This is a genomic window from Alistipes ihumii AP11 (assembly GCF_025144665.1).
Lineage (GTDB): Bacteria > Bacteroidota > Bacteroidia > Bacteroidales > Rikenellaceae > Alistipes_A > Alistipes_A ihumii.
Genome location: NZ_CP102294.1, coordinates 1,024,543 through 1,049,178 on the forward strand (window position 1 = coordinate 1,024,543; position 24,636 = coordinate 1,049,178).

Consider the following 24,636-nt stretch of genomic DNA (forward strand, 5'->3'; position numbering starts at 1 on the left):
AGAGGAGCACGAAGAAAAAACGAAAATCATGAAAGATCTCAGAAGCGGCACTACGACGCAGGGGCGCAAAATGGCCGGGGCAAGAAGCCTATGGCGAGCGAACGGAATGAAAGACGAGCAGATAGGCCAGCCGGTGATCGCCGTCGTCAACTCGTTTACGCAGTTCGTGCCCGGGCATGTGCACCTTCACGAGATCGGGCAGCAAGTCAAGCAATGGATCGAACGCGAAGGCTGCTTCGCCGCCGAATTCAACACGATCGCCATCGACGACGGCATCGCCATGGGTCACGACGGCATGCTCTACTCGCTGCCGTCGCGCGACCTGATCGCCGACAGCGTCGAGTACATGTGCAACGCGCACAAGGTGGACGCGATGGTCTGCATATCGAACTGCGACAAGATCACGCCGGGCATGCTGATGGCCGCCATGCGGCTGAACATACCGACCGTTTTCGTCTCGGGCGGGCCGATGGAGGCGGGACGCATGGGCGAGAGCAGCTACGACCTGATCGACGTGATGGTCAAGGGAGCCGACGCGAGCTATCCGGACAAGGAGCTCGACGCGCTGGAGCATGCGGCCTGCCCTACCTGCGGGTCGTGCTCGGGTATGTTCACGGCCAACTCGATGAACTGCCTGACCGAAGCGCTCGGGCTGTCGCTGCCGGGCAACGGCACGGTCTTGGCGACGCACGAGGCGCGCACGGAGCTGTTCCGCAAGGCGGCCAAGCTGATCGTGAAAAACGCGCGGGAATACTATTTCGACGACAACGACGCGGTGCTGCCGCGCTCGATCGCCACGCGGGCGGCCTTTCTGAACGCCATGTCGATGGACATCGCCATGGGCGGCTCGTCGAACACGGTGCTGCACCTGCTGGCCGTCGCTCAGGAGGCGGGCGTGGACTTCACGATGAGCGACATCGACCGCCTGTCGCGCCGCATCCCCGTCATCTGCAAGGTAGCGCCCAACTCGCATTACCACATACAGGACGTCAACCGGGCCGGAGGCATTCTCTCCATCTTGGGCGAACTGAACCGGGGGGGACTGATCGACACGGCGGTCGGACGAGTGGACTGCGCGACGCTCGCCGAAGCGATCCGACTGAACGACCTGCGAAGTCCCGACGTGTCCGTCGAAGCGAAAGTCCGCGCACGGGTCGCGCCGGCCGAAAAGCATAACCTGAAGCTCGGCTCGCAGAACGCCACCTATCCGTCGGCCGATCTGGACCGGGAAAAAGGCTGCATACGCGACTTGGAGCATCCTTACCTGAAGGACGGCGGTCTGGCCGTGCTGTTCGGCAATATCGCCCGCAACGGCTGCATCGTCAAGACGGCAGGCGTCGACGAGTCGATCCTCCGCTTCGAGGGGAAAGCCCGCGTGTTCGAGTCGCAGGAATCCGCCTGCGCCGGCATTCTGGGCGGAAAGGTAAACGCCGGAGACGTCGTCATCATCCGCTACGAGGGCCCCAAGGGCGGTCCCGGCATGCAGGAAATGCTCTACCCGACCTCGTATCTGAAAAGCGTCCGGCTCGACAAGGCCTGCGCGCTGGTGACCGACGGACGATTCTCGGGCGGCACGTCCGGACTGTCGATCGGACACGTATCGCCCGAAGCGGCGGCCGGAGGCGACATCGCGCTGGTACGGGACGACGACCGGATCGTCATCGACATACCGAACCGCACGATCGACGTCGTGCTGCCCGAAGGCGAACTGGACCGCCGCCGCGAGGCGATCGTCCGCTTCGAACCCGTCGGGCGCAACCGAGTCGTCAGCCGGGCCCTGAAGGCCTATGCGTCGATGGTCACGTCGGCCGACCGGGGCGGAGTGCGCGAAGACATCTGACAAAGGACCATTCCACGTTCTATCCGAGCGCCGGACATCCGAGGACGACCGCCGTCCCCGACGGCTCCGCCAGCGGGCGGACGTCCGACGCCGTCAAAACCGATTGACTTATGGCTAACAAGCAAAAAATAAAGGGAGCGGAAGCGCTGCTGCTGTCGCTCATCGCCGAGGGAACCGATACGATCTTCGGTTATCCCGGCGGACAGGTCATTCCGATCTACGATCATCTGTACCATCATACCGACCGGCTGCACCACATCCTGACGCGTCACGAACAGGGCGCCGTACACGCGGCGCAAGGCTACGCCCGTGCGACAGGCAAGGTGGGCGTCTGTCTGGCCACCTCCGGTCCCGGCGCGACGAATCTCGTCACCGGAATAGCCGACGCGATGCTCGACTCGACGCCGATCGTCTGCATCACGGGGCAGGTTCCCGCCGCACTGCTCGGCACGGACGCGTTTCAGGAGGCCGACACGATCAGCATGACGATGCCCATTTCGAAATGGAACTATCAGGTCACCAAGGCTTCCGAGATTCCGAGAGCGATCGCGCGGGCTTATTACATCGCACGGACCGGCCGGCCGGGCCCCGTCGTGATCGATATCTCGAAAAACGCTCAGGTCGAAGAGTTCGACTTCAGCTACAAACCGTGCATCTACCTGCGCAGCTATCATCCGAAACCGGAACTGGACAAGCAAGCCGTCGCCCGGGCCGTCGAAATGCTCAATGCGTCGGAAAAGCCGCTGATTCTGGTCGGACAGGGCGTCAAGCTCGCCGGAGCCGAGCGCCGGCTCGTCGAGCTGGCCGAGGCGGCCGGCGCGCCGATGGCCTCAACGCTGATGGGCATTTCGGCCGTGCCGAGCGGGCACCCGCTGTTCGTCGGCAATTTGGGCATGCACGGCAACATCGCCGCGAACGAGATGACACAGCAGAGCGACCTGATTCTGGCCGTCGGCATGCGCTTCAGCGACCGTGTGACGGGCGACGTGAAAAACTACGCCCCGCACGCGAAGATCATCCACATCGACATCGACTCGGCCGAGCTGGGCAAGAATCTGCCCGTCGAGCTGCCGATCCATGCCGACGCGGGCGAAGCGCTCGAGGCGATGAAATCGGGCATCCGGCACAAGGACCGCTCAGCGTGGATCGACGTGGCCAAAGGCTGCGACCGGCGCGAGTACGAGGAAGTCGTCCGCCCGAGCAGCGACCCGCAGGGACGGTTTATCTCGATGTACGACGCGATCAGCACGCTGGCCGAGGTCGAGAAGGGCGACGCGGTGATCGTCACGGACGTCGGCCAGAATCAGATGTTCAGCGCCCGCTACTCGAAATTCAACTCGACACGCAGTTTCATCACCTCCGGAGGGCTCGGCACGATGGGCTTCGGCCTGCCGGCCGCGCTGGGGGCCAAGCTCGGCGTGCCCGACCGCGAGGTCGTCTGCGTGATGGGCGACGGAGGTTTCCAGATGACGATGCAGGAGCTGGGCACGATCATGCAGAACCGCATCGGCGTCAAGATGATCGTGCTGAACAACTCGTATCTGGGCATGGTGCGCCAATGGCAGCAACTCTTTTTCGGGAAGCGTTACTCGTTCACGCATATCGAAAGCCCCGACCTGACGCTGATCGCCGCAGCCTACGGCATCCCGAACCGCCGGGTCACCGAGCCCGGACAACTCAGGGAGGCCATCGAGGAACTGGCCGCCGCGCCGGGAGCCTACCTGCTCGAGGTGGCCGTGCTCCCCGAGGAGAACGTATTCCCGATGGTACCGGCCGGCGCCTCGCTGTCGGACATCATTTGCACGGACTAAAAACGAACCGACTATGACCAAGGAATATATCGTCATCGCCTTCACCGAAAACCAGATCGGAGTGCTCAACCGCATCACGGCCCTCTATCTGAGGCGGAAAATCAACATCGAAAGCCTGAAAGTGTCCGAATCTTCGATCCGGGGTATCAGCATGTTCGTCATCTCGGCCTTCACGACCCGCGAGACGATCGACAAGCTCGTCAAACAGCTTCGCAACATCATCGACGTGATTCAGGTCGAGTATTACTCGAACGAAGAACTGATCACGCAGGAAATCGCGCTGTACAAGATCACGTCGAAGATTTTCCGCGAGAGCGGCACGGTCGACCGGATCGTCCGCGAGTGGAACGCCCGCATCATCGAGATGAACCCGCAATACGTCGTCGTCGAGAAAACCGGAACCCGGGAAGACATCGACGCGATGCGCTCCGAGCTGGAGCAACAGCAGCTGCTCACCGAGTTCACCCGCTCGGGAACCGTCGTGCTGCACCGCGACTCGGTCGAAGACAAGCTGCAGGCCAATCTGTAACGGAAACAACAACGAAACACGAATATCGGATTTAAAACCAGAGAATCATGGCAAAAATGAATTTCGGAGGAGTCATCGAGAACGTGATCACGCGCGAAGAATTCCCCCTGAGCAAAGCGCTCGAAACCCTCAAAGACGAAACGATAGCCGTCATCGGATACGGCGTGCAGGGCCCCGGCCAGTCGCTGAACCTGAAGGATAACGGGTTCAACGTGATCGTCGGCCAGCGCAAGAACTCCAAGACATGGGACAAGGCCGTAGCCGACGGCTGGGTCCCGGGCAAGACGCTGTTCGAGATCGAGGAGGCGTGCGAGCGCGCGACGATCATCCAATATCTGCTCTCCGACGCCGCCCAGATCGCCGTATGGCCTTCGGTCAAGAAACACCTGACCCCGGGCAAGGCGCTCTATTTCTCGCACGGTTTCGGCGCCACCTATTCGGACCGCACGGGCATCGTGCCGCCCAAAGACATCGACGTAATCATGATCGCCCCCAAGGGCTCGGGCACCTCGCTGCGCCGACTGTTCCTCGAGGGACGGGGACTGAACTCGAGCTACGCCGTAATGCAGGACGCTACGGGACGGGCGATGGACCGCGTGATCGCGCTGGGCATCGGCGTAGGATCGGGCTATCTGTTCGAGACGACGTTCAAGCGCGAGGTATATTCCGACCTGACCGGCGAACGGGGCACGCTGATGGGCGCTATTCAGGGTATTTTCGCCGCACAGTACCAGGTGCTGCGCGAGAACGGCCATACGCCGTCGGAAGCCTTCAACGAGACGGTCGAGGAACTGACCCAAAGTCTGATGCCGCTGGTCGGCGAGAACGGTATGGACTGGATGTACGCCAACTGCTCGACGACGGCTCAGCGGGGCGCGCTCGACTGGTGGAAGCCTTTCCGCGATGCGACGCTGCCGGTATTCAAGAAGCTCTATGCCGAAGTGGCCGCAGGCAACGAGGCTCAGCGTTCGATCGACTCGAACAGCAAACCCGACTATCGCGAGAAGTTGAACGAGGAGCTCAAGGAAATGCGCGAGAGCGAAATGTGGCAGGCCGGCGCTACGGTGCGCAGCCTGCGTCCCGAAAGGAACAAATAGCATCGTTTCTACATATCCCAAACCGCTCCTTCCGGGAAAGCGGTCGAACAGTGCAACAAGTTACGATAACTTGTTGCACTGTTCATGTAGATGAGTGACGAATCCTACTTATCGGCAGATCGATTCTTCGGATCGATCTGCCGAGTCGCTTTCGCGGATTTTTCCCTTTCGTTCGGGCAAGGCCCAGTACGGCCTGAACGGAATTCAAGACAGGGAAAACTTTCGGGCCATTCGGAAAGAAACGACTTCCTCCTTGCCGAAGGGTCCTCTGCCCGTCATCGCAACGAACGGAAAAGAACGAGCGCGGCACGGTAGCCCAACCAATCGTTCTGCCGGTTTCGCGCACGAACGCCCCGCCGAGCCTCGAAATTACAGAACAAAAAAGGTCCGGGCCGGCTGTCACAGAAGCGATAGGCCGGGAGGGGAAGTCATGCCTTATCTTTGCCGTCGGCTTTGCATTTCAACCGGAATTGGCTAACTTTGATATCAAACCGTCCGACCATGATACGCACGCTGACGACCCTGGTCGTCCTTCTTTCCGCCGCAACCGGCCTGTCCGCAGGAAACCCGCCGGAATGGGAACGGCCCGAACAGGCCGAATTCCCTGTCGTTCAAGGACAGGGATGGACTCGGGAACTGGGCGGAAGCTACCGGAGATTGCCCGACCGGGCCGAGGTTCTCGTACCGCCGGCCGTATGGAAACTATCCGCTCACTCGGCCGGAGAGGCCCTCCATTTCGTCACGAACTCGCCCGAGATCCGCGTACGTTACGGGGTGCAAGGCCCCGTGGACATGAGCCATATGCCCGCTACGGGCGTATCGGGCATCGACCTGTACCAAATAGACAACGACGGAACATGGCTGTTCGTTCCGCGCCTGATCGACGAGACATTCTCCGACACGGTGAGTTATCGGTTCTGCCCGGTGCCGGGCGAAGGATACGATCGGCTGGGATACGAATTCCGGCTCTACCTTCCGCTCTACAACGAAGTCGAATGGATCGAAGTGGGCATCGATTCGGCTGCTCGGTTCGAATGGCTGCCCCTAAGGGAAGAACGGCCCGTCGTGGCATACGGCACCTCCATTCTGCAAGGCGGATGCGCCTCGCGTCCCGGCATGGCATGGACCAACATCCTGTCGAGAAAGATCGACCGGACCGTCATGAATTTCGGATTCTCGGGCAGCGGAAGGATGGAACGGGAAACGGTGGAGCTGATCGCCGAAAACGACGCGAAAGCATGGATCATCGACTGCGTACCCAACATGAACCATCTCGAGGACTCGTTGTTCGAAGCCCGCTATCTCGAAGGCGTGCGGCTGATCCGCAACCGCAGCGAGGCGCCGATCCTGCTGGTCGAGAGCGCCACGGCATCGACGGGTTACGCCGATCAGGCCACTTTGCGCAAGAACCGGCTGTTGAAGTCCTGTTATGAAAAACTGATCGCCGAAAACACGAGAAACATTCACTACCTGAGCGCGGAACGGATCGCTCTGCCGGAAGACGCCACCGTGGACGGAATTCATCCTACGGACTGGGGCATGGAAATCATCGCGACGGCCTACGAAACGAAGCTACGCGAAATACTGAAAGAACCTCGGGGAGACTACCCGACCACCCGGGCCGTCACGCAGCGGCGCGAAGCAGCCGGATACGATTGGCAAGAGCGGCATCGGGAGTTGATCCGCGCAAACCGCAAGCAGAAACCGCATGCCGTACTGATCGGCAACTCGATTACCCATTACTGGGGAGGTACCGGCGGACGCTATCCGGAGAACGGCTCCCGCAGTTGGCAAAGAATCATGGCGCCGGCCGGTTTTCGCAACATGGGCTGCGGATGGGACCGGATCGAGAACATGCTGTGGCGAATCTACCACGACGAATTGGACTGCGGTACGATCGACCGGATCGTGCTGATGGCAGGTACGAACAACGTCGGCCGAGACGCGCCCGCCCAAATCGCCGCAGGCATCGCCCGCATGGTCGAAGCCGTTCGCTCCCGACAGCCGAAAGCCCGCATCAAGGTGATCGGCATTTTGCCCGCCGCCGGCCAGCAGGAACGGATCGCCGAAATCAACGACCGGATCGAGCAGGAGATCGGAAATCAGGGAATTGCCTGCTTTCAGGACGTCGGCATTTATCTGCTCGATCCCCGAACGGGACGCCTCGACGACAGGCTTTTTATGGATGGATTGCATCCCAACGAACGGGGCTACCGGAAAATCGCCCGAGCCATTGCGGAAATAACGGTTCCGAAAGCGAACACTCCGTAAAACGAGTTATTTTCATCATCCGGCGACCGGTACGGTCACACTCGCACACGACGCCGCCGGAACAGGAACAGATAAGCAAACGGAAAATCATTTTCAATGACTTGCAACAAATAAGCCGAACGGAGCATCTTATAAGTAAGAACGACGCCCCCCTATCGGCAAAATACAAAACGATGGATCCCAAAAAATCGACACCAGCTCAATCTGACAACAAAAGCAAGATTCTGATAACGATCCTTTTCATAGCGATTTTCATCGGAACGATTGTTTTTTCTTTGAGCATGTAGATTCCTGGGCTTACTGAATTCGCCGACCAAGCGAAGGAAAGGAGAAATGCCGACAGGAAGCTACCGTAATCAGATGTTTCCGCCACAACCCAGGGCAAAGCCGTCGTTACGAAAACCGGATTCGTATCCGAATCATTCTCTTTTCTCACACGGCAGGAGCGGACAGAAATCGCCCGAAACGTCCCGCCCCTGCATCGCGAAAACCTTCCTCGCAACGATCTTACCAATAGCGGACTCTCTTTCCGACCGCAAAAACAGAAATAACGAAGACACCGGCACTTCGCCCTACGATTTGAGAACGGGACAAACGCAACCTACATTACAGCCGAGAAGTTTAAAAGCGTACGCGATATTCCGCTATTTTCGTAATTTTGTCCTGTCAAACAATTGCCAAAGCCATGGATTTCGGATTTCTGAGAATCGCCGCCGCCATACCTTCGGTCCAAATCGCCGGATGCCGTCATAACGTCTCACGCATCGAAAAGCTGATCCGCCAGGCCGCCGAACGACAGGCAGCGCTCGTCGCTTTCCCGGAGCTCGCCGTAACGGGATATACTTGCGGAGACCTTTTCACCCAACGCGCGCTGCTCGACGGAGCGGAAAGCGCATTGGCCGATCTGCTGAAATCGACCTCCGACTGCCCGACGGTCTGCATTGCAGGCATGCCTGTGGCCGCGGGCAACCGACTCTACAATACGGCCGTCGTCTTCTGCCGGGGACGCGTGCTCGGAATCGTACCGAAAACCTATCTTCCCAACTACGGCGAGTTTTACGAGAGTCGTTGGTTCGCCTCGGGAGCCGACCTCGACGGAGACAGCGCGACGCTATGCGGGCAGCGGGTTCCGATGTCGACGGGACTGCTTTTCGGAGATGACGCTCTCTGCTTCGGCATTGAGCTGTGCGAAGACCTTTGGGTGCCCGTACCTCCCTCGTCGCTTCAGGCCGCGGCCGGCGCGCATCTGATCGTCAACCTGTCGGCCAGCGACGAAATGGCCGGCAAGCACGCCTACCTGCGCTCGCTCGTCGAACAGCAATCGGCTCGCGCTATGTCGGCCTACCTGTACTGCTCGGCCGGATTCGGCGAGTCGACGACCGATATGGTCTTCGCCGGCAATGCGCTCATCGCCGAAAACGGAACCATGCTGGGCGAATCGGAACGCTTCTCGTTCGACGAACAGCTGCTCATTCGCGAAGTAGACATCGAACGGTTGCAGGCCGTGCGGCGCAGAACCAACACATTCGGGCTGAAAGGCAGCGCCCCCTCCTTCCGGCGCATCGCGGTGGAATGGCCCCGGTATGCCGGATCCGACACTTTGCTCCGCACGTTCGACCCGCATCCGTTCGTCCCGTCCGACGATTCGCGCCGCGACGAGCGCTGCCGCGAAATATTCAACATCCAAGTCAGCGGTCTGGCCCAGCGAATACGCCACACCGGGGCGCGCTCGGCCGTCATCGGCATATCGGGAGGACTCGATTCGACGCTGGCGCTGCTCGTGACGGTGCGCACCTTCGACAAGCTGGACATCCCGCGCCGCCGTATCACCGGCATCACGATGCCCGGATTCGGAACTACCGGCCGCACCTACGGCAACGCGCTGAACCTGATGCGAACGTTGGGCGTCGACATGCGCGAGATCGGAATCAAGGCCGCATGCGAACAGCATTTCAACGACATAGGCCTCGACCCTTCCGACCGCAGCACGACTTACGAGAACGCACAGGCCCGCGAGCGAACCCAGATTCTGATGGACTTCGCCAACCGGACCGGCGGTCTGGTCGTCGGGACGGGCGACCTGTCGGAACTGGCTTTGGGCTGGGCCACCTACAACGGCGATCACATGTCGATGTACGGCGTCAACTGCGGTATTCCCAAAACGCTGGTTCGGTATCTCGTCCGCTGGGCGGCCGACAACGGTACGGAAGCCGACGCCCGTCCCTATCTGCTCGACATCATCGACACGCCGATCAGTCCCGAACTGCTGCCGGCCGGCGACGGTGACGAGATCGCCCAGCGTACCGAGGACACGGTGGGGCCGTACGAACTGCACGACTTTTTCCTGTATCACTTCATTCGCTACGGATTCTCTCCGGCCAAACTGTTTTTCATGGCCTGCCGGGCCTTCGACGGCCGGTATGACCGCGCGACAGTCAAAAAGTGGCTCGTCACGTTCCTGCGACGCTTCTTTTCCCAGCAATTCAAGCGGTCCGCCCTGCCCGACGGCCCGAAAGTCGGCTCGATCAGCCTCTCCCCCCGCGGCGATTGGCGCATGCCTAGCGACGCTACGGCCCAGCTCTGGATCGCCGAGGCGGAAGCGCTTCCCGTATGATAAGAGCTCAGCGAAAGCGGATTCGCTCGGGCAATCCGTTTCATTCCGGTAAAGCGAGCATCTATCGTACCGTATTTCGTTTCGGAGTCGTCTGCCGCATTGCATCATAGAATACAGATATACAGCGACAAAACCTATTCCGCCACACAATAAAATTCCAAGAAACGAAATATTTTTCCGGAAAGAATTTGGAAAATTAAATTTTCATCGTACATTTGCATCACCAAAAGCGAGGGACACGGGAGGAAGCAAGTCCTACGGGTCCACGAACTAAGAAATAACCGCCTTTCAATTTAAAGGTGCAACGCGGAAATAGCTCAGTTGGTAGAGCGCAACCTTGCCAAGGTTGAGGTCGCGGGTCCGAGTCCCGTTTTCCGCTCCAAACCCCTCGAAAAAGGGTAGTGTTTTAAATTAGGGGATGGGCAAAATCCAATAATTAACACGCTGAATTTTAAGATATTTTTATTTTTAGCTAGTAAAATAAAAGCGACTATTACAGTCGCTTTTTGTATTTTTGCACCCTTAAATCCTTCGAAAACGAGTTTTCAAAACGGATAATTCAACCTTCATGTTTCAAATTAGGGGATAGCAAAAATGGAATGCAAATATTGCGGAGGCACATGCGTAAAAGACGGAAGGCAGAACAACGGCAGGCAACGCTATAAGTGCAAATCGTGTCATCGGAAACAACAGGCTCTATATAGCTACAACGCCTACCAGAAAGGAATCAACGATGAGATTGTAACACTGACCAAAGAAGGAGTCGGTATCCGTAGCACAGCACGAATACTGAATATCTCTCCTACAACCCTACTCAGCAGAATTGTTCAGATTGCCCATACGATCTCGCGTCCTCCGGTCATCAATCAAAGAACCTATGAAGTAGATGAAATAAAGAGTTTTGTACGAAGAAAGTCCAAACACATCTGGATAGCATATGCCCTGGACAGAAAATCCAAACAAGTCGTTAGTTACAATATCGGTCCACGGACAAACGCCACCCTTAACGTAGTTCTCGAAACACTCCGTCTATCCGATGCCAAACGAGTTTATACCGATAGGCTAAGAAATTACCGTTCTCTGATCGAGACAAAGATCCATCGGACATCATTATACGGGACCAATCATATCGAACGACATAATTTAACGATTCGGACTCATCTGAAACGTTTAGCACGAAAAACCATCTGCTTCAGCAGGAGTGCAGTCATTCTGTCGGCAATCTTGAAGATTTATTTCTGGGGGTAAAAGCGTATAATTATATTTCCATTATTTATACACATTATCCGATCCGAACCAACTACTTATTGTCTTTTGAGCATCGGTGCTCATTGGAGTAATCGAATAGAGGGCTAGCCTCTTTTTAGGACGTGAACAACACACATACAATAAATTGCGCGATCTGTCATAACGATTGATATTGTGCTTGTTGTTGCTAAACGCGTCATTGTCATTGAAATTTCTCCATGCACTATCATCAACAATAACTAAAACGTTGTCAAACTCAGTTCCTTTCACACCATGTTTAGTTGAATATATCGTATTTTTTTCAATAACTGAGGTAATATGATTTTTTCTGTTATTCCCTCAACCATAATTATTTTATCGGCAAAAAATAAATTACAGGTTCCTAAATACATGTATTTCTCTAAGAATCTCATGCCAGAAAGTCTTTTAGCGTTCTCATCTGCTTGTGCATTCTGATTAGCGATAAAAACCTCAATAATTTTTCTATCTTCTCTAATATTTTTTAATACTTTTGCATTGGCAAATGAAGCGAGGAAATCAAATGTCAAACAATGCACAAATAAACCGCTAATAAAGTCAAATAAACATCTATTAATGAACGATTAACGCCTCCTATTAAGGGGCGTTTCTTTTTACATACGTTGTATTTGATTTGTCGATTTTTTGTTGTTAATTTGTTGCTCGAAATAATTTGAGCAACAAAAGCAACAAATATGGGAGCAGCAAAAGAACCTATCCGCCTCCGGAAGCGGACGACGCCGACAGGCAATGTGTCGTTATACCTGGACATATATTTGAACGGCAAGCGGTCGTATGAATACCTGAAAATGTATCTCGTCCCCGAAAAGACAAAAGCCGACAAAGAGAAGAACCGGCAGACTTTGCAGCTGGCCGAAGCCGTCAAAGCGAAACGGATTGTCGAATTACAGAACGGCGAATTTGGGTTCAATGCAGCGTACAAACTCGAAACCAATTTTCTCGATTATTACCGGGCAATGTGCGAAAAACGACACGGGAGCACAGACAGCAACGGGAATTGGGGAAATTGGCATAGCTGCCTGAAACACCTCGAACGATATTGCAAACCGAACACCACGTTCAAGGACATTACGCCGGAATGGATAGAGGGCTTTCGGGAGTATTTGGATAAAACCGCCCGTTGCAGGGATAAGCGCAAGAAGATAGTAACGGACGAGATTTCAAAGCCGTTGTCGCAAAATTCCAAAGTAAGTTATTTCAACAAACTGCGGGCATGTATAAATCAAGCGTTCGACGACCGCATTATGCCCCATAACCCCCTGCGGGGTATCGAGGGGTTCAAAGCGGGGGAATCGGAACGATGCTACCTCACCCTCGACGAAGTAAAGGCTATGGCTGCGGCGCATTGCAAATACCCTGCTTTGAAAAAGGCGTTTATGTTCAGTTGCCTGACAGGAATCCGTAAGAGCGACATCGAAAAAATGCGGTGGAAAGAAGTCCAACAGCACGGGGAGTTCACCCGTATTATTTTCAAGCAGAAGAAAACGGGCGGGCAAGAATATCTCGACATCAATCCACAGGCAGCCTCCTACTTGGGCGAGCGAGGTAAGCCCGACGACAGAGTGTTTGTCGGCTTCAAATATAGTTCCTATATGATAACGGAGTTAAGAATGTGGGCAGTTCGTGCTGGTATAACAAAGGATATAACCTTTCATTCAGGCCGGCACACTTTCGCCGTTTTGATGCTCGACCTCGGAGCAGAAATTTATACCCTGCAAAAATTACTCGGACACAAAGAGATTCAGACCACCCAAATATACGCCAAGATTCTCGACAAAAAGAAGCAAGAGGCCGTGTCGATGATACCGAACATATTGCCGGAAGAAACCGACAAAGAATAGCGGCTACGGCGTTTTCCTGAACATTTCTCCCTGCCCCGTTAGCAACCAATGGGCGGACACGCCGTAATCTCTGACAAGGTACACCAACCACGGTAATTGTGCGCTATTCTGCGTGGTATTGGGATTTTTCGCTTCGAGGGCATTCAGGTTCCACCGGTTGATATTATATCGGTCGGTAAACGTCTTTTTCCCTCGTATCACCCCCTTTGCTTTCAGGGCGTATAAAGCCTCGAAAAATCGGGCTGTTATTTTTTCGTTTTCGCTTTGATGCATATCTTTTCTGAATGGGCGTTTGCGGCCTTGAATTTTGCGTCTATTTTATTTTCTCGCTCCTGTAATAATCTTTGCCATTTTGCAACCAATTCGGGGCTGAAATCGGGCTTTTTGTGTCCGATAACTATCAACTCGTAGTCTCGCAACTCTTCGGGGGTCATTACAGGCATATATTTCTCAATGTCGAGCAATGCAAGCATATTTTCGAGCATTGTTTTCCGAATGTCCGCATACTTGGGTTCTTCAATCATATCCCCCTCGCCGGTCAAAAACCAACGGGCGTTGATGTCAGGCAACTTCGATACGATTGTCATTACCGGCGTGATACCGAAATTTTCCCCTTTTAGCAACTTGGCAAGATATTGAGGCGTCCAGCCCAACAAATCAGCAAACTCCCGTTGTCGCCCGCCTGTTTTATATTTGATTATTTCGAGTAACCTTGTGTTCATAAATTTCAATATAACGGTACTTTATATCGGATTTGTCCGAACTCTATTATCCTGCAACGGCAGAGGTGGCATTGCCTCCCTGCTGGGCAGGCATTTTTTTGCCTTCCGCAATTTGCTGTTTCAACAAGGCAACCAACTCGTCTATCTGCTTGTCCTTGCTTTTCAGGCTTTCGGCCTGCGTTTGTATCACCTCCCAAACATTTGCCGGAATAGTTACGACACTTGTTCCCGCCTCCACGGAGTTCAGCATATTGCCCTCGCCTGTCATTATCCAAACTTCGTTTATATTTCTATCGACAGACGCCAATTTCTGCACAAATCTTTCCGACAAAGGCACTTTTCCATTTACTATCTGTGAGAATGATGACTTTGTATAGCCTAACTTCTCGGCTAATTCTCGCTCGTTTTCGGCGTATTCCATAAAAACGAGCCAATTTATCACCTTTTTAACCCTTTGTGTTTCTGTCATTTGCAAACTAACTTAAAATTAAATCGCAACTTTGTGTCGAAAATTTTGTTTGAAATCGAAACAAAGTTTATATTTGCACACGGGTTTTAATAAAACCGCATTCAAAAATATGAAGAAAAATTTGAAATCGAAAATAAACCAAACAGTAAATGCAAAAATAATGGAACAAAAGGTTTTCAAAACGGCCTATCAAGAGGAACAGGAAGCCAAAGATATGGCTATCTACAACGAATGGAACGAGTTAATGTCCGTTCCCGGACAAAGTGCAACAGGCGTAACCCAACATTTGATGCAGAAGTACAACATCCATTCTTCATCAACTATTTGGGTTATGCGTAAAAGAGCCGAAAAACGGCTTAAAAGGGAGGGAAAATTATGAGTACAAAGTTAAGCCCCGAAGCTGCACGAGCCAAGTACGAGTACAACAAGAAATACCAGCAACGGTATTGGGAGAAAAAAGCTGCGTCAAAACGGGCTGCTGCCCAACAACAGATACAGACGGAACCGGTTTCGGTTTCCCGCAATGGTATGGACGACCAACGGTACATCACGGCTCTCGAAGCCTCGAACAAAACACTCAACAGCGAAAATCGACGGCTCGTGAGGCTTTTGCATAACTATCAGAAAATTATCGCTCAATCAACGGTTGCGGCTTTATGAAAAAGAACAAACAGACAATCGCAAAATATACCCGCCTGTATGCAATAGGCTTATGGGGAATCCTATCCATCATTTGGCTTTCCGGCGAACCAATAGACGATATGGCTTTGGGAAAATTCTGCTTGCTGAAAGGAATTGGGCTGGCATCGCTGGGGTTATGCTGCCTCGTAGGAAAAAGGCTCGATAAAGCAGGACTGCTGCCTGATATGGACGATGAAAATGATTGTGAGATATGAGTTGCCCGGTATGTAACGGATACCCCGGTTGCCCAAGTTGCACACCGGAACCTCGAATGATAACCTGCCCTGCCTGCAACGGAACGGGCGAAATCTACTACAACGAGAACGGAGACCGAATCTCCGAGGAAGAATACGCCCTGCTGCCCGCCGATGCAAGAGAGGTTGAAAGTTGCGAAGAATGCTACGGGGCAGGTAGCATAGAAGATATTTACGGACTTGATTATGACTAACGCAATGAATGATAAAGACAAACAACACCGCTCGGAGGAATTTCAAGAACTAACCTCCAAAATAGACCGGCTCGAAAAAATAGCCCTATTGGGGGCAAAAAACGTCCTGACGATAGATGATGTTGCCCTAATAACAGGGTTCACGAAAGGGCACATATATCGCCTGACAAGCGGGCAAAAAATCCCGCACTACAAGCCCAACGGACGTACTCTCTATTTCAAGAAAGAGGAAATCGAAGATTGGATGCTGCAAAACAAGATACAAACAAACACCGAGATTGAAAGTGCAGCCACCACCTACACAGCAATCAACAAAAAAAAGTGAGTTATGGACGATAGCCTCAATACAGCGAAAGCCCGCATCCGGGCAGCCTTTGAATCCGGAATCAGGATGACAACGGCACAGGGAAACCGCATCGGCAAAACCGTCGATTTCCGCAAAATTGTATCGCTCCTCAAAAGCGAGGGATTCGACATACAAAGCTATTGGAACGAAAAGGACGGGCGGCGTTGGAAAACCTACTACCACCAATACCCGCTGCCGCAGAAAGGGACACGCATGAATGAATTGGGGCAATCCAAACTGCAATTATAAACCGGCTGGGGAGGCGAGGCGGCATTACGCTAAGGTGGTGATTTAAGTGCGCTCACGGACTTCGCCACCTCTATTTCGCAGGTTCGAACCCTGCCCCCAGCGCAAGCAAAGCCCGAAGCTGTAAGAGGGCAAAAAAAATCAGCAATTATGAGTGACATCATCGAAATCAAACAGGCTGAGATGCTGCAAGCAATCAACCGGGCGGAGGTAGATACCCAAATCGCCACCGCAAAGCAGTACCCTCGTGATATTTACGGGGCATTGAACAACATCAAGACAATCGCCACGCTCGACAATTCGACGGCAGAAGATTGTTTCTATGCCCTGCGCCGACAGGGGACACTCATCGAGGGCGTATCGGTACGCCTCGCAGAGATTATCGCCGGAGCGTGGGGAAATATGCGGGTACAAACCCGTATCATCGGCAACGACGGCAAGACGATCACGGCACAGGGCGTATGCCATGACCTTGAAACCAATCTTGCCGTTTCGGTCGAAGTGAAACGCCGTATCACGGACAAAAGCGGCAAAACCTACTCGGAAGATATGCAGGTTACAACCGGCAACGCAGCATCGGCAATCGCTTTCCGAAATGCAGTTCTGAAAGTAGTTCCCAAAGCCGTAACAAAACGGGTCATCGACGAAATCAAACAGGTTGCGCTCGGCAAAGCCATAGACCTCGAAACCCGCAGGCAGAATATGATTGCCTACTTCGGCAAACTGGGTGTATCGCAGACGGACATCCTCACCTACTGCGGCGTGAAACGTATCGAGGAAATCACCAGCGAAATGGTGTTCGAGTTGAGCGGCTTGAAAAACGCCATAAAGGAGGGCACAACGACCGTAGCCGAAACATTCAAGCAGAACACCGCCGACGCAGAGAAGTTGGCCGAGGACGCCCGAAAACAAGCCGAGGCCAAACGCCGCAAGGTGGCAGAGGCTGCCGCCGCAGCTACGGCTGCAACACAAGGTGGCGGACAACCCTCCGAAACATCGGAGGCCGTGAATCCCGAAACAGGCGAAGTAACAAAAAAATAACCGCTCGAAAGAGCATAATTCAATATAACAATGGATAACGTAGAAATCAAAAAATCGAATCTCGAAGCAGCGTACAAACAAGCTGACGACAACACGAAAAAACTGCTCGCCACATTGTTCGGCGATGCGGTAACAACCAAAGACGACCGCCCAGTAACGGAGCGTATCAAGACGTTCGAGGACGCAATGGCTGCACTCGACAGCAACCACCCATTTGTATGCGATTCCCGAGCGTTTTGCGCCCAATCCGACAACATCAGCCCTGATATGCTGGCGTATCTCAAACTCCGCATCATCTGCGCTGCCTTAAACGAGGGCTGGGAACCACAGTTTACAGAGGATGAGTGGCGGTATTATCCTTGGTTTTACCTCTACACACAGGCGGAACTCGACGACATGGGCAACGGGGAAAAGCAGGAGCGGCGAATGATTGACACCGCTGACTATGTAACTGAATATGCGGGCTTCGGCTATGCGTATTCGAATGACGCCCCCTCGTTTACGTATGCGGCCTTCGGCTCTCGCCTTTGCTTGCGGAGCAGCGACCTCGCCATTTACTGCGGAAAGCAGTTCATCAAATTATGGGCTGATTTCAACTTAACCCGCAAATAAAAATATCAGGGAGGGATTTTCACCCTCCCTATTTTCAAAACCTCAAAATTAACAGAAATGGATATTCAAAACATCGTAAAAGACCTGCAAAAGTGGCAGGAGGAAAACAAAGAAAACCGGAGCGTAATCATTATTACCTCTGAATGTATCGCAAAATCCGAGGGGGGGGGGTAAACGCACCAGCGCATCTCTCATAGGGGTTGTTGGTTCAGAAGGGATGCTCGTGCCCTCCCTTGCAAATGCCATTACCCAACACTCCGATTTCATCGACCTACTCCGTAAGGCCACAAAAGTTGCGGCAATAGATACAATTTCCCAAACCATTAAAGACGTAAATTAGTATGAGCAATACAGTAATACGACCCAAAGACCGAGCCGAATGGCTCGAATACCGCAAAGACGGTATCGGTAGTTCCGAAGTAGCGACAATCCTCGGCCTCAATCCGTGGGAAACTCCTTACCAGCTATGGAGACGCAAAAAAGGGCTGGACGCCCCCAAAGACGAAACCTTTGCGATGAAAGCCGGGCATTATCTCGAAGATGCCGTATCGCAGTTTTGGGCTGACGCAACAGGCCGAGAGGTCATCAAAAGTTCAGCCGGAGATTGGTTGTTCAAGAACAACGAAAAAGGGTTCTTGCAAGCCTCCCCCGACCGTACTTATTGGCTGGACGGCCACCGAAACCCGAACAACAAAGGGATATTGGAGTGTAAAACAACCCAAATGTCAATCGACCCCGACGACCTGCCGAAGCATTGGTTCTGCCAGGTTCAATACCTGCTCGGAGTTTCGGAATTTAAGCAAGGTTCGCTGGCTTGGCTCTGTTCCGGCCGAGAATTCGGGTACAAGGACATCGCATTTGTTCCGGACTTCTTCGGATGGATGATTGAGGAGGTTGAACGCTTTTGGGTTGATAACATCATCGGAAACGTGGAACCGGATGCGACTACCGTTACGGACGTTATCACGAAATACGCCCGCCATACGGAGGGAAAAATCATTGAGGTTAGCGATGACATCCTCTCGGCCTGCAATCAACTGAAAGTGGTAAAAGCAGAACTTGCCAAACTCGAAGCCACCAAAGAAGAACTCGAATCGAAAATCAAAATGGGCTTCGGGGATGCAGAAGCCATCAGTTACGGAGGCCAAACCCTCGCAACGTGGAAAACGTCCAAAGACAGCGCAAAATTCGATAGCAAGGCTTTCGGGAAAGTCCACCCCGACCTTGCACAAGAGTTCACGAAGATAGTACCGGGCACACGCCGATTTATCCTAAAATAGAGGGAATGTATGCAATATCAAACCAGCAGCGAGAGGAAATTATCAAACTTCTCGCTGCTTTACAAGACCTGCCCGACAAAGATACCAAGACTATCAATATCAAACGCCGAGCGGTCATACTGACAAGGAAGTTGAACAATAAAAAGCAGATAGACAATGACACCAAATGATTTTTTAGGGCAATTATGGGAGTATAAACTGAACAGTTAAATTTTCTTCGCTCAAAATATGATTGTATTATAATCATTTTATTATTTTCGCAAAACCAAAAGTAACAGAGTATGAATAAGAAAGAACATAGCACTGTATATGGGTGGGAGTGGCCGAAAGGCCTCCCTACGCTCCTGTTATGCGTGGTAGCCCTAAATACGGTGCTTTTTAACACTATACGGCTATGATTACGTTACGTTCCAATCAATCAGAGCCGATAAACAAGGCGATTGCATTCTTCAACGAAAAGAAGCCGAAACCGAGTTTGATAGTACTCCCCACAGCGTGGGGAAAATCAATCCTTACTGCTTTCGTTGCGAAGAACTGCACGGATAAATTGCTCGTTTTACAGCCCTCAAAGGAGCTGTTGGAGCAGAACTACAAAAAATACCTATCGCTATGCGGGTTCGTAACCAACGCCGGTATCTACTCCGCATCATTCGGTCGAAAGGACATCGCACAAATTACCTACGCCACTATCGGCAGCATAAAGTCGCTCGGAGCGACATTCAAACAAATGGGCTTTACCAAAATGCTCATTGACGAGGCGCATCTATATCCCCGTGAATCCGATAGTATGCTCGGCAAGTTCCTCGAAGAAAGCGGGATCACACACGTTCTCGGCATAACGGCCACGCCTGTCAAATTACAGACCAACCGAGACCTCGACGGCAACACCTTTTCCAAACTTGTGATGCTGACCTCCCGCAGCAAGAAAGGCAATTTTTTCAAGGACATTATCCACGTCGGGCAAGTTCGGGAAATGGTAGAACTCGGATTTTGGAGCAAACTCGTGTATCAGGCTGCCGATTTTGACGACAGTATGCTCGTGTTCAACTCCTCCAAATCCGAATACACGGAATACAGCGTTCAACAAGCATACAATGCCAACAACGGCGCAGGCGGCATAATCGACGCACTCAACAGCAACAAAGACCGCAAGCATATCCTCGTGTTTGTTCCAAGCGTACAGGACGCTATCGACCTATCGCAACGGTATGAAAATTCAGCCGTGATATACGGCGATATGGATAAGCGGCAACGGGATTTCGTCATATCGGAGTTCCGAGCCGGACGCATACGGGTAATTTTCAACGTGCGGGTGCTTTCAACGGGTTTCGACTACACGGGGATAGATTGTATTGTTCTCGGCATTTCAACGGCCTCAATCGCCCTGTATTACCAAATCATCGGGCGTGCTACACGTATCGACGAGGGCAAACAGGACGCCCTCATTATCGACCTCGGCGGCAATGTAGCCCGTTTCGGCAAGGTCGAGGACATCACATTTGAACGGGGGAAGATATGGAGAATGTTCGGCAGCGGCGGGAAGCTGTTGAGCGGCATACCTATCAGCGACATCGGACGGGTAACGAAACAGGACGTGGACGCAATGGATGCCGGGCGGAAAGCCGTTATCGAGGTCATGCCTTTCGGCAAGTATAAAGGCGAGCGCATCGCCGACATTCCGGCCAGCTATCGACAATGGTGTTTGGCAAATTTCGAGTGGAAAGCCCACAACGAAAACCTCCGGCAATCACTCTTAGCTACACTTAAAAATTAAGGATATGGCAAGACCCAAGAAAAATAATGCAGAGTATTTCACGCATGACGCTGATATGCGGAATGACGTGAAAATAAAGGCTCTCCGCCGTAAATTTTCCCACACAGGGTATGCCGTATGGAATTACCTGTTGGAAACACTCACCGACAGCGATTTTTTCGAGGTTGAGTGGGAGGAAATAAACATCGAACTCCTTGCGGCGGATTATGACGTATCGGTTAGCGAGCTGACCGAAATTGTTGAATACTGCGTAAAAATCGGGTTGTTGCAGCGGGCTGGGAATAAACTCATTTCCAAAGCCCACCAGCAACGGTTCTCCTCTTTGCTCGCAAACCGTGAACGGAAGCGCATTTCAGAGGGGCAAAACGCAAGTATGCCGAATAATGGCGGAGTTATGGCGAGCCAAAACCCCGTAAAAACTGATGAAACTGATGCAAGCGGCAACCCGAAACAACATAGTAAAGGAGAGGAGAGCAAAGGAGAGGAAAAGAAAGGAGAAATAAAATATCCTTATCAGGATATTGCCGACCTGTGGAATTCGATATGCAAGAGCCTACCGAAAATATCGAAGTTATCAGACCCTCGTCGGGCTAAGATAAAAGCCCGGCTCAACGAGTTCGGCAAGCCCGAAAGTTGGATGCCGACCTGCGAGGCTTTGTTTGAGGCAGTCGAGGCATCCAGTTTCTTGCGGGGCGAAAACAAATCGAATTGGCAAGCGACGTTCGATTGGCTGTTCAGCAACGGCACGAACTGGGTTAAGGTCATGGAGGGCAACTACACCAACAAAGGCCAGCAACACAAAACCGGTTCCACCACCCTCGGCTGTGATGAGCGCATCGAGAACGGACGCCGGACGTATGGGTCGGGAAAGGTTACAATCCCGATGAACGCTCCTCCCCGTCCGGGCGATAAATACGCTTGGGATAGTTCAACGCAAAAATGGGTGCTGTTATGATGCGGTGGAGAGAGTTGGGAATAGAAATCCCGTACAATCGCACGAGCGGCAACATCAAGACCTACTGCCCTCAATGTAGGGACAGCCGCCACAACAAACGGGATAAAAGCCTATCGGTGGACTTGGCGACAGGTGTATTCAACTGCCACTACTGCGGGTGGGCAGGCTGCGCCGTCGAAAAAGAGCAGCGGTGGGACAAACCGTTTTACAACCCTCGCCCGCTGGCTCGACAGAAGCCCGAATACAAAAAACCCAAACAGACAGGCAATACTGCTATGAGCAGCAAGGCCATTGCTTGGTTTGCAGGGCGGGGTATCAGCAAAAAGACGCTCGAACAAATGCGGGTTACGGAGGGTATGGAATGGATGCCACAGAAAAACGGTCAGGCCAACACAATCCAATTCAACTACTACCGCAGGGGCGAATTGGTAAACACGAAGTTCCGCACGGGCGACAAGTGTTTCAAAATGGTATCGGGGGCAGAATTGCTGCCATACAATATCGACGCTATCAAAGGGCAAAAAGAGTGTATCATAACGGAGGGCGAAATGGATGCCCTTTCGTTCATTGAGTGTGGCCGTACCGACGTTGTAAGCGTTCCGAACGGGGCAAATGCCAACCTCTCTTACATGGACGATTATATCGAGGAGTATTTCGACGACAAAGATACGATTTTCATCGCATCGGACACCGACACCAAAGGCGTTATCTTACGGGACGAGTTGTTACGGCGTTTCGGAGCTGACCGCTGTCGCATTCTCGAATATGGGGAGGGATGCAAGGACGCCAACGAGCATTTGATGAAGTTCGGACGGGATAGCCTGCTGAAATGCCTCGACGATGCGCCGGAGGTAAAGGTAGAGGGTATTTTTACGGTTTCGGACTTTGAGCAATCGCTGGACGCCATTTTTGAACACGGCTTGCAAAAGGGCGTAACAATCGGGCACGACAATTTCGACCGGTTGTGTTCATTCGAGACCAAACGCCTCTGCATCGTAACAGGTATTCCGGGCAGCGGTAAATCGGAGTTCATCGACGAAATTGCCGAACGGCTCAATATGCGGTACGGGTGGAGATTCGCATATTTCAGCCCCGAAAACGCCCCGCTCGCCTATCACGCATCCAAGTTGATAGAGAAGTTTACCGGCAAGAAATTCAGCAAGGAAACGCTTAAATTCGGGGAATATCGGCTGGTAAAAGAACACCTCGAAGATAACTTTTACTTCATCAGCCCAGCAGATAATTTCCGAGTAGATACAATCCTCGAAAAAGCCAAATTCCTCGTCCGGCGGCGGGGCATTAAAGCCCTCGTAATTGACCCATACAACCGATTGGAGAGCCAACAGGGAAACCGGAATGAAACGCAGTACATCAGCGAACTGCTCGACAAGCTGACGAATTTCGCTCAAATCAATGACATCCTCATAATTCTGATGGCGCACCCGACCAAGCAGCCGAAGAACAAAGACGGAGTAATTGAAGCCCCGACGCTGTATGACATCAGCGGCTCGGCCAACTTCTACAACAAAGCAGATTTCGGCATCGTGGTTCACCGGAACCGCCTTGAAAATACGGTCGAGGTTCACGTTCAGAAAGTCAAGTTCCGACACCTCGGAGAGTGCGGGACTTGCCTATTCAAGTACAACATCAACAACGGGCGGTACACACCGTTCGACGGCGCAAGTTTCGACGCTATTGCATGGGACAATACCAACCACCTGCAACAACACCAACAAGAGCTGTTGGAGGAGGCATACCGCAGCAGCGTGTTTGATTTCCGAGACGACGATATGCCGGACGACGATTGCCCATTCTAACAATATGGAAGCGAATATAATATATAACATTGACTGCCTTACGGGGTTACGCAATCTGCCCGACGATAGCATAGATTGTTGTGTTACCTCCCCGCCGTATTTCAACCTGCGGGATTATGGAGTGAGCGGTCAGATCGGGTTAGAGGATACGCCTGAACAATACATTCAAAAGCTGGTCGGCGTATTCCACGAGGTAAGGCGGGTATTAGCCCCTGCGGGAACATTATGGGTAAATATCGGGGATTGCTATGCTGGCAGCGGAAAAGGGGCAGCAAACTATCCCGACAATGCCATGAAATACAAACAGGGGACAAATCGAGGGACTGTCGGGCGTTCGGCCATAGTCAAGAAATTCGATGGCTACAAGAGCAAAGACCTCATCGGCATACCTTGGATGCTGGCCTTTGCGTTACGGGCGGACGGCTGGTTTCTGCGGCAGGATATTATTTGGGCAAAGCCTAACCCCATGCCGGAAAGTATGAAAGACCGGTGTACGAAATCCCATGAATATATCTTCTTGCTCACCAAATCCCCGAAATATTACTTCGACTGTGAGGCTATCCATGAAAAAGCCGTAACAAGCGGCACAATCCCGACAAATGCACCTCGCTACGGCGGTAACAAATACACGGCTACCCCCGAAAAGTTTTACCGGACAAAAAGCGGCAACGCATATATCGACAGGGAATTTCGGAACAAAAGAGACGTATGGACAATCCCGACACAACCCCTGCAAGAAGCGCATTTTGCGACGTTCCCCGAAAAATTGGTGGCTGACTGCATTTTGGCCGGATGCCCTGAAAATGGAATCGTCCTCGACCCATTTATGGGTTCCGGAACGACGGGCATAGTCGCCCGAAAATTCAACCGCAAATACATCGGGTTCGAGTTGAATCCCGAATACATACAAATCGCCGACAAACGACTGAAAAAAGAACTCGGATTATTCATTTAA

23 protein-coding genes and 1 tRNA gene are annotated in these 24,636 nt (G+C 52.6%); 21 read left to right on the forward strand and 3 right to left on the reverse strand.

Translation table 11 applies throughout. From position 1 onward, the window contains the following. Nucleotides 1-28 precede the first annotated feature (28 nt). From ilvD to NQ491_RS04065, 8 genes are all read left to right on the forward strand, one after another. Nucleotides 29-1,840 carry a dihydroxy-acid dehydratase gene (ilvD, locus tag NQ491_RS04030; protein ID WP_074431126.1) on the forward strand — a complete coding sequence of 604 codons (1,812 nt, stop codon included), beginning with the start codon at nt 29-31 and terminating at the stop codon, nt 1,838-1,840. A 110-nt stretch (nt 1,841-1,950) separates the two neighbouring features. Further along, nucleotides 1,951-3,651: a biosynthetic-type acetolactate synthase large subunit gene (gene ilvB / locus NQ491_RS04035; RefSeq protein WP_019246304.1), complete on the forward strand. Its 1,701-nt coding sequence runs from the start codon at nt 1,951-1,953 to the stop codon at nt 3,649-3,651. Between the two features lie 13 nt (nt 3,652-3,664). Next, nucleotides 3,665-4,180 (forward strand): acetolactate synthase small subunit, encoded by a 516-nt coding sequence (gene ilvN / locus NQ491_RS04040; RefSeq protein ID WP_019246305.1) that lies wholly within the window; start codon nt 3,665-3,667, stop codon nt 4,178-4,180. Between the two features lie 47 nt (nt 4,181-4,227). Beyond that, on the forward strand, nt 4,228-5,277 hold the full coding sequence (ilvC, locus tag NQ491_RS04045) for a ketol-acid reductoisomerase (protein ID WP_019246306.1): 1,050 nt from the start codon (nt 4,228-4,230) through the stop codon (nt 5,275-5,277). Between the two features lie 501 nt (nt 5,278-5,778). Further along, nucleotides 5,779-7,548 (forward strand): SGNH/GDSL hydrolase family protein, encoded by a 1,770-nt coding sequence (locus tag NQ491_RS04050; protein WP_019246307.1) that lies wholly within the window; start codon nt 5,779-5,781, stop codon nt 7,546-7,548. A 685-nt stretch (nt 7,549-8,233) separates the two neighbouring features. After that, on the forward strand, nt 8,234-10,162 hold the full coding sequence (locus NQ491_RS04055; RefSeq protein WP_019246309.1) for an NAD(+) synthase: 1,929 nt from the start codon (nt 8,234-8,236) through the stop codon (nt 10,160-10,162). A 306-nt stretch (nt 10,163-10,468) separates the two neighbouring features. Beyond that, nucleotides 10,469-10,544 (forward strand) — tRNA-Gly (locus tag NQ491_RS04060). Between the two features lie 212 nt (nt 10,545-10,756). After that, nucleotides 10,757-11,410 carry an IS1 family transposase gene (locus NQ491_RS04065; RefSeq protein WP_259800749.1) on the forward strand — a complete coding sequence of 218 codons (654 nt, stop codon included), beginning with the start codon at nt 10,757-10,759 and terminating at the stop codon, nt 11,408-11,410. Nucleotides 11,411-11,676: 266 nt separating this feature from the next. On the opposite strand, the gene NQ491_RS04070 is transcribed toward NQ491_RS04065, so the two are convergent. Continuing rightward, a complete protein-coding gene (locus NQ491_RS04070; protein ID WP_019246310.1) occupies nt 11,677-11,958 on the reverse strand; it encodes a TOPRIM nucleotidyl transferase/hydrolase domain-containing protein in 282 nt (93 codons plus the stop codon). Nucleotides 11,959-12,123: 165 nt separating this feature from the next. Here NQ491_RS04070 and NQ491_RS04075 point away from each other — a divergent pair, with 165 nt between their 5' ends. Next, nucleotides 12,124-13,290, forward strand: coding sequence for a site-specific integrase (locus NQ491_RS04075; protein WP_019246311.1), 1,167 nt, complete (start codon nt 12,124-12,126; stop codon nt 13,288-13,290). A gap of 245 nt (nt 13,291-13,535) precedes the next feature. Here NQ491_RS04075 and NQ491_RS04080 read toward each other — a convergent pair whose 3' ends face one another. Then, a complete protein-coding gene (locus tag NQ491_RS04080; protein WP_019246312.1) occupies nt 13,536-14,012 on the reverse strand; it encodes a hypothetical protein in 477 nt (158 codons plus the stop codon). A gap of 46 nt (nt 14,013-14,058) precedes the next feature. Beyond that, entirely contained in the window at nt 14,059-14,433 is a 375-nt protein-coding gene (locus NQ491_RS04085) for a helix-turn-helix domain-containing protein (RefSeq protein WP_229028831.1), read from the reverse strand. A gap of 157 nt (nt 14,434-14,590) precedes the next feature. On the opposite strand from NQ491_RS04085, the gene NQ491_RS04090 reads away from it, so the two are divergent. The 12 genes from NQ491_RS04090 to NQ491_RS04145 all read left to right on the forward strand — a co-directional run bounded on the left by NQ491_RS04090 (nt 14,591) and on the right by NQ491_RS04145 (nt 24,636). Continuing rightward, on the forward strand, nt 14,591-14,860 hold the full coding sequence (locus tag NQ491_RS04090; RefSeq protein ID WP_147524786.1) for a hypothetical protein: 270 nt from the start codon (nt 14,591-14,593) through the stop codon (nt 14,858-14,860). Continuing rightward, nucleotides 14,857-15,141 carry a hypothetical protein gene (locus NQ491_RS04095; protein ID WP_019246315.1) on the forward strand — a complete coding sequence of 95 codons (285 nt, stop codon included), beginning with the start codon at nt 14,857-14,859 and terminating at the stop codon, nt 15,139-15,141. The genes NQ491_RS04090 and NQ491_RS04095 overlap by 4 nt, the downstream gene beginning before the upstream one ends. Further along, on the forward strand, nt 15,138-15,377 hold the full coding sequence (locus NQ491_RS04100; RefSeq protein ID WP_019246316.1) for a hypothetical protein: 240 nt from the start codon (nt 15,138-15,140) through the stop codon (nt 15,375-15,377). The genes NQ491_RS04095 and NQ491_RS04100 overlap by 4 nt, the downstream gene beginning before the upstream one ends. Before the next feature lie 225 nt (nt 15,378-15,602). Beyond that, nucleotides 15,603-15,935 carry a helix-turn-helix domain-containing protein gene (locus tag NQ491_RS04105; protein ID WP_019246318.1) on the forward strand — a complete coding sequence of 111 codons (333 nt, stop codon included), beginning with the start codon at nt 15,603-15,605 and terminating at the stop codon, nt 15,933-15,935. A gap of 3 nt (nt 15,936-15,938) precedes the next feature. After that, on the forward strand, nt 15,939-16,205 hold the full coding sequence (locus NQ491_RS04110) for a hypothetical protein (protein ID WP_147524787.1): 267 nt from the start codon (nt 15,939-15,941) through the stop codon (nt 16,203-16,205). A gap of 147 nt (nt 16,206-16,352) precedes the next feature. After that, nucleotides 16,353-17,243, forward strand: a complete 891-nt coding sequence (locus NQ491_RS04115) for a hypothetical protein (protein WP_019246320.1) — start codon at nt 16,353-16,355, stop codon at nt 17,241-17,243. Nucleotides 17,244-17,273: 30 nt separating this feature from the next. Further along, on the forward strand, nt 17,274-17,855 hold the full coding sequence (locus tag NQ491_RS04120) for a hypothetical protein (RefSeq protein ID WP_019246321.1): 582 nt from the start codon (nt 17,274-17,276) through the stop codon (nt 17,853-17,855). Between the two features lie 341 nt (nt 17,856-18,196). Further along, nucleotides 18,197-19,135 carry a YqaJ viral recombinase family nuclease gene (locus tag NQ491_RS04125; protein ID WP_019246322.1) on the forward strand — a complete coding sequence of 313 codons (939 nt, stop codon included), beginning with the start codon at nt 18,197-18,199 and terminating at the stop codon, nt 19,133-19,135. A gap of 394 nt (nt 19,136-19,529) precedes the next feature. Beyond that, nucleotides 19,530-20,909: a putative quorum-sensing-regulated virulence factor gene (locus tag NQ491_RS04130; RefSeq protein ID WP_019246324.1), complete on the forward strand. Its 1,380-nt coding sequence runs from the start codon at nt 19,530-19,532 to the stop codon at nt 20,907-20,909. A 4-nt stretch (nt 20,910-20,913) separates the two neighbouring features. Further along, on the forward strand, nt 20,914-21,864 hold the full coding sequence (locus NQ491_RS04135) for a DUF4373 domain-containing protein (protein WP_019246325.1): 951 nt from the start codon (nt 20,914-20,916) through the stop codon (nt 21,862-21,864). Continuing rightward, nucleotides 21,861-23,681, forward strand: a complete 1,821-nt coding sequence (locus NQ491_RS04140) for a DnaB-like helicase C-terminal domain-containing protein (protein ID WP_034283249.1) — start codon at nt 21,861-21,863, stop codon at nt 23,679-23,681. The genes NQ491_RS04135 and NQ491_RS04140 overlap by 4 nt, the downstream gene beginning before the upstream one ends. Nucleotides 23,682-23,685: 4 nt before the next feature. After that, a complete protein-coding gene (locus NQ491_RS04145) occupies nt 23,686-24,636 on the forward strand; it encodes a DNA-methyltransferase (RefSeq protein ID WP_019246327.1) in 951 nt (316 codons plus the stop codon).